General features: G+C 67.9%; 4 protein-coding genes. 2 read left to right on the top strand and 2 right to left on the bottom strand.

The window, feature by feature from the left end:
- Positions 1-349 precede the first annotated feature (349 nt).
- A complete protein-coding gene (locus CV1CTNOD_RS18760; protein WP_207386550.1) occupies positions 350-1,261 on the bottom strand; it encodes a hypothetical protein in 912 nt (303 codons plus the stop codon).
- A 277-nt stretch (positions 1,262-1,538) separates the two neighbouring features.
- Between CV1CTNOD_RS18760 and CV1CTNOD_RS27440 the strand changes: the two genes are divergently transcribed.
- Positions 1,539-1,796: a hypothetical protein gene (locus tag CV1CTNOD_RS27440; RefSeq protein ID WP_131787325.1), complete on the top strand. Its 258-nt coding sequence runs from the start codon at positions 1,539-1,541 to the stop codon at positions 1,794-1,796.
- The gene (locus CV1CTNOD_RS18750; protein WP_207386549.1) at positions 1,793-2,173 is read left to right on the top strand and encodes a hypothetical protein; all 381 of its coding nucleotides are present in this window, start codon (positions 1,793-1,795) and stop codon (positions 2,171-2,173) included. The genes CV1CTNOD_RS27440 and CV1CTNOD_RS18750 overlap by 4 nt, the downstream gene beginning before the upstream one ends.
- A 765-nt stretch (positions 2,174-2,938) precedes the next feature.
- Here CV1CTNOD_RS18750 and CV1CTNOD_RS18745 read toward each other — a convergent pair.
- Positions 2,939-3,124 (bottom strand): hypothetical protein, encoded by a 186-nt coding sequence (locus CV1CTNOD_RS18745; RefSeq protein WP_131787324.1) that lies wholly within the window; start codon positions 3,122-3,124, stop codon positions 2,939-2,941.
- Positions 3,125-3,417: the final 293 nt, after the last annotated feature.

Genomic DNA, 3,417 nt, shown 5'->3' with positions numbered 1-3,417 from the left:
AATGGGGGCGCGTTGCGGGGACAGGCCGGGTGGGGTGCTGGGCATCAGCTGGTTTCGGGTTCACCGCCGGGATCGGTACCGATACCGATGTTGAGAGGTGGACCGGATGGCACGGCCCTGTAGTCCTAGCTCAGACACCAGGGAGCAAGTAACCCGCCGGTAGCCTTCAGGGCTTCGCCGCGGCGGTCTTTTTCGGCTGGCGGGGCACGGTCTTGGTCTTGTCGAGGTGCCCGTAGACCATGGATGTCGCTATCCGGAGACGGTTGCACGGATGTCCGAACTCGGGTGCACACCTGTCCGCGACTGACCTTGCGGTCTGGTAAGGCCCGAGGCAGCCGCACGTCTCGGATCAGCCGTCGCTGACGGACAGCCTCGGACCGGTCCGGGTGATGGTATGCGCCAGGTCGTCGATGGATGCCGCCGCGCCATCGGGTCGGTGGAGCGCGAACCCGGCTTTCGCCAGCACGGGTAGCACTTCCTCGGCGTATCCACGGGCACGTTCCGCTCTGGCCTGGCGGTAAGCACGTTCAGCGTCTTCGTCGTCTTCGTCGAACATGGGAAGGTCCGGCTCGCGGGGTCCGTCGACGTCGAGGAGGCGCAGGTACACCTGTCCGCTGGGTTCGAGATCGAGCTGGAGCGGGCCGTGGCAGAATGGGCCGAGGTGGTGATGGTCCTCCGGGTCCGTCAAGAAGTCGGGGTACCAGCGCCGGTACCGGTCCGTCCCGGGGGGTAGCGCGTCCCGGATCCCTTCGATGAGGTCGTAGCCGGCCAGCAGCTGCAGCACCAGCCGGCGGGTCAGGGCCCCGTTGACGAGCCGCGCGATCGTGTTACGTCCCAGCCGGTTCTCGGTGGCGGCGATGATGATCTGGGTGCGTACCTGTGTCCGGGCGAGTTCGACCTCGTGTAGTGCCCATTGCACCTGGCGGTTCGCGTGCTCAAGGCGGCCCATCGCGAGCTGGTCTGCGGTGGCTTCCAGGATGCAGGCCGGTTCACCGCCGGTGCCGATGCCCTCCCAGACCACGATCCGCGCTCCGGTCATGCGAAGCGGGTCGCCGGTCTCGACCAGGTCGGCCAGAACCTGCTTCAGCTCCCATGGGGCGGCCTCATCGGCGTCCTGCCAGATGCAGGGCATCTCTTTCGTTCCTACATGGGCGGCGTGCGCGTCGTCGGCGATGTCGGTCGTTATCGACACCCAGCGATCATGGCCGGGCAGGCGGAGCTCGAACCGCCACGTCAGATCCTCATTGGTCAACGATGACAAGTGCAGCCCACTTCCCACAGTGCTGGTTCACCAGTGTACCGGTTCACCGGTGAACCGGTGCGAGCTGCGCGCTACGCCCGAACGATGAAGGCGGAGATTGTCCATCTGGGGTACCTCAATCGGACACAGTCTCGGCGCATGGCGCCGCCGCCAATGCGGCTCCTGGCTGCCGATGTGCTGATGATTCACGATCGTCCGTGTGAGACGCACGATGGTGTACGGATACGTCTACGTACCCGTACCCTGGGGGAGTCGTGACGCGTGAAGGAGGACCCCGGTGGCCGATGCCAACGTACGGATTCCCGCGGATGCCCGGGACCGGTTGGCCGCGGTGGCGGCGGCCGAGGGGCTGTCCCTGCGCGCCTACCTGGCCCGGCTGGCCGCCACGTTGCTGACCCCGGCGGAGCGGGCGGCCCGGGCCGAGCGGGCTCGGGTGGCGTTGCGGGCGTGGAACGGCTATGACCCGACCGAGGACGAGGCCGTGCGGCTGGATGCCGAGCTGGACCGGCGCCTGGGCCGGGCGACGGCGCGGTGACGGACGCGCTGCACGTCGTCTTCGATGACGCGGCGATGGTCGCCGCCGGGTACGGCAACCTGCTGGCCTCCCGGTTGATCCACCGGGCGCACACCGAGCCGGACTGGTTCCTCTACGCGCCGGCGTGCGCCCTGGTGGAGGCGGACCGGACCCGACCCGGGACCGCCGAGCACATCGCCGCCCTGCCCGCGCTCACCGTGCTCGAGCTGGACCTAGCGGCCGCGCTCGCGGTCGCCCGCGACACCGGCTGGGCCGCGGCACACACCCGGCATGCCGCCGCCCCCACCCCGGACCGTCCCGACGGGGCGGTCATCGCGACCGCGGCACCGGACCGATGGGCCGGCCAGCCGGTGCGCATCCTCGACCTAAGCCAGTGACCGGCGCCCGATCCGGGGTTCGAGTGGGTTTCCGCCCGCGGCGACCGGGCGCCTACTTTCCCCACATCATCTGAGATCCACTTTGTCCTGTTTGCCTGTGATCTTCTTCGGTGAATGGCGGCGATCCTGCGCCGGTATTGCGTCTGTGTATGGTCGCGGGTTCCTGCGTAGACGTAGGCCTACCTGTCGAAAGCCGCCTCGGTCAGGTGCCGGGTGAGCACGTCCCCGAGGGTGTCGAGGGCGGCGCGCAGGTCGAGGTGGTCCTTGCCGTCCGTGTCGGGGTGCCTTTAACGCTGCTGTCACCAGCCGCCATAAGGGTTGATCGTGTCTGTTGGGCCGCCGTTCAGGACGTTCACACGGGAGGAAAAGTGACCGGCCGGTAGTTACACGTCCGGCTCGTCCCGGTGTGAGGCGCAGATTTCCGCAGGATGGAACGCTAACGATTGATCTTGAAATGCCGGTGGGTCTTTGAAGAACGCCACCGCGGCGGCGTCCGTCCGGTCGGAACGCCCTGACCAACGCCGGCCCCGACGCCCAGGCCGGTGAGCGCTGCCGTCCCCGCGCCCGCGGCGGATCGCGGTCAGCCGCGGGCGCCGGCGGCGGCGTCCGCCGCCAGGACGTCGGGGTGTCGGTAAGAAACGTGTCACCATACGCCTCAGCCTGCTCATCAGTCAGAAACTCCACCGGCACGAGCGGACCGTAACCAGCCCCGACACCGGCCCGGCGACCTTTCCGCGAACCCCAGCGGAGCCCCCAGCCGGTGTGCTAGCCGACCATGATCTTTCTCAGCGCCAACCGTTGTACCGATGTTCCCCGAGGCCGTGCTACCGCAAGATCGGCGATCTCGACCGAGCGGGCGAGCACCTCCAGCGGGGCCGGGCCGCTACCGAGGCGCTCGGGAACGACGGCTACAGCCAGATGATCAGAAACGGTCTTGATCGGCTGGCTCAACGGCTGGCTTCCGCCGACCAGTGAGTTCTAACGCTAAGCACCGGCGGACCGAATCAGGTGATGCCCCAGCCGGGTGTTCCATGCAGGGAACCTCGCGGCGAAGATGTTGAGGGCGAGGTTCGGCGGTGTCCAACCGCACGGCTCAAATGCAGCGTCCCCGGCCATTGGCCGGGGACGCTGCATTCATCGAAATCGATCGTCGCACCTGTGCGATACGTGCGACACCGCGCGCCAGAAACCCAGGTCCCTTGACTAGGCCGTGTCTGATGGCTCTTGGGTGGTGTCGCGGAGCC

The organism is Protofrankia symbiont of Coriaria ruscifolia, assembly GCF_900634745.1.
GTDB lineage: Bacteria > Actinomycetota > Actinomycetes > Frankiales > Frankiaceae > Protofrankia > Protofrankia californiensis.
This window is presented reverse-complemented; position numbering and strand designations above follow the sequence as displayed.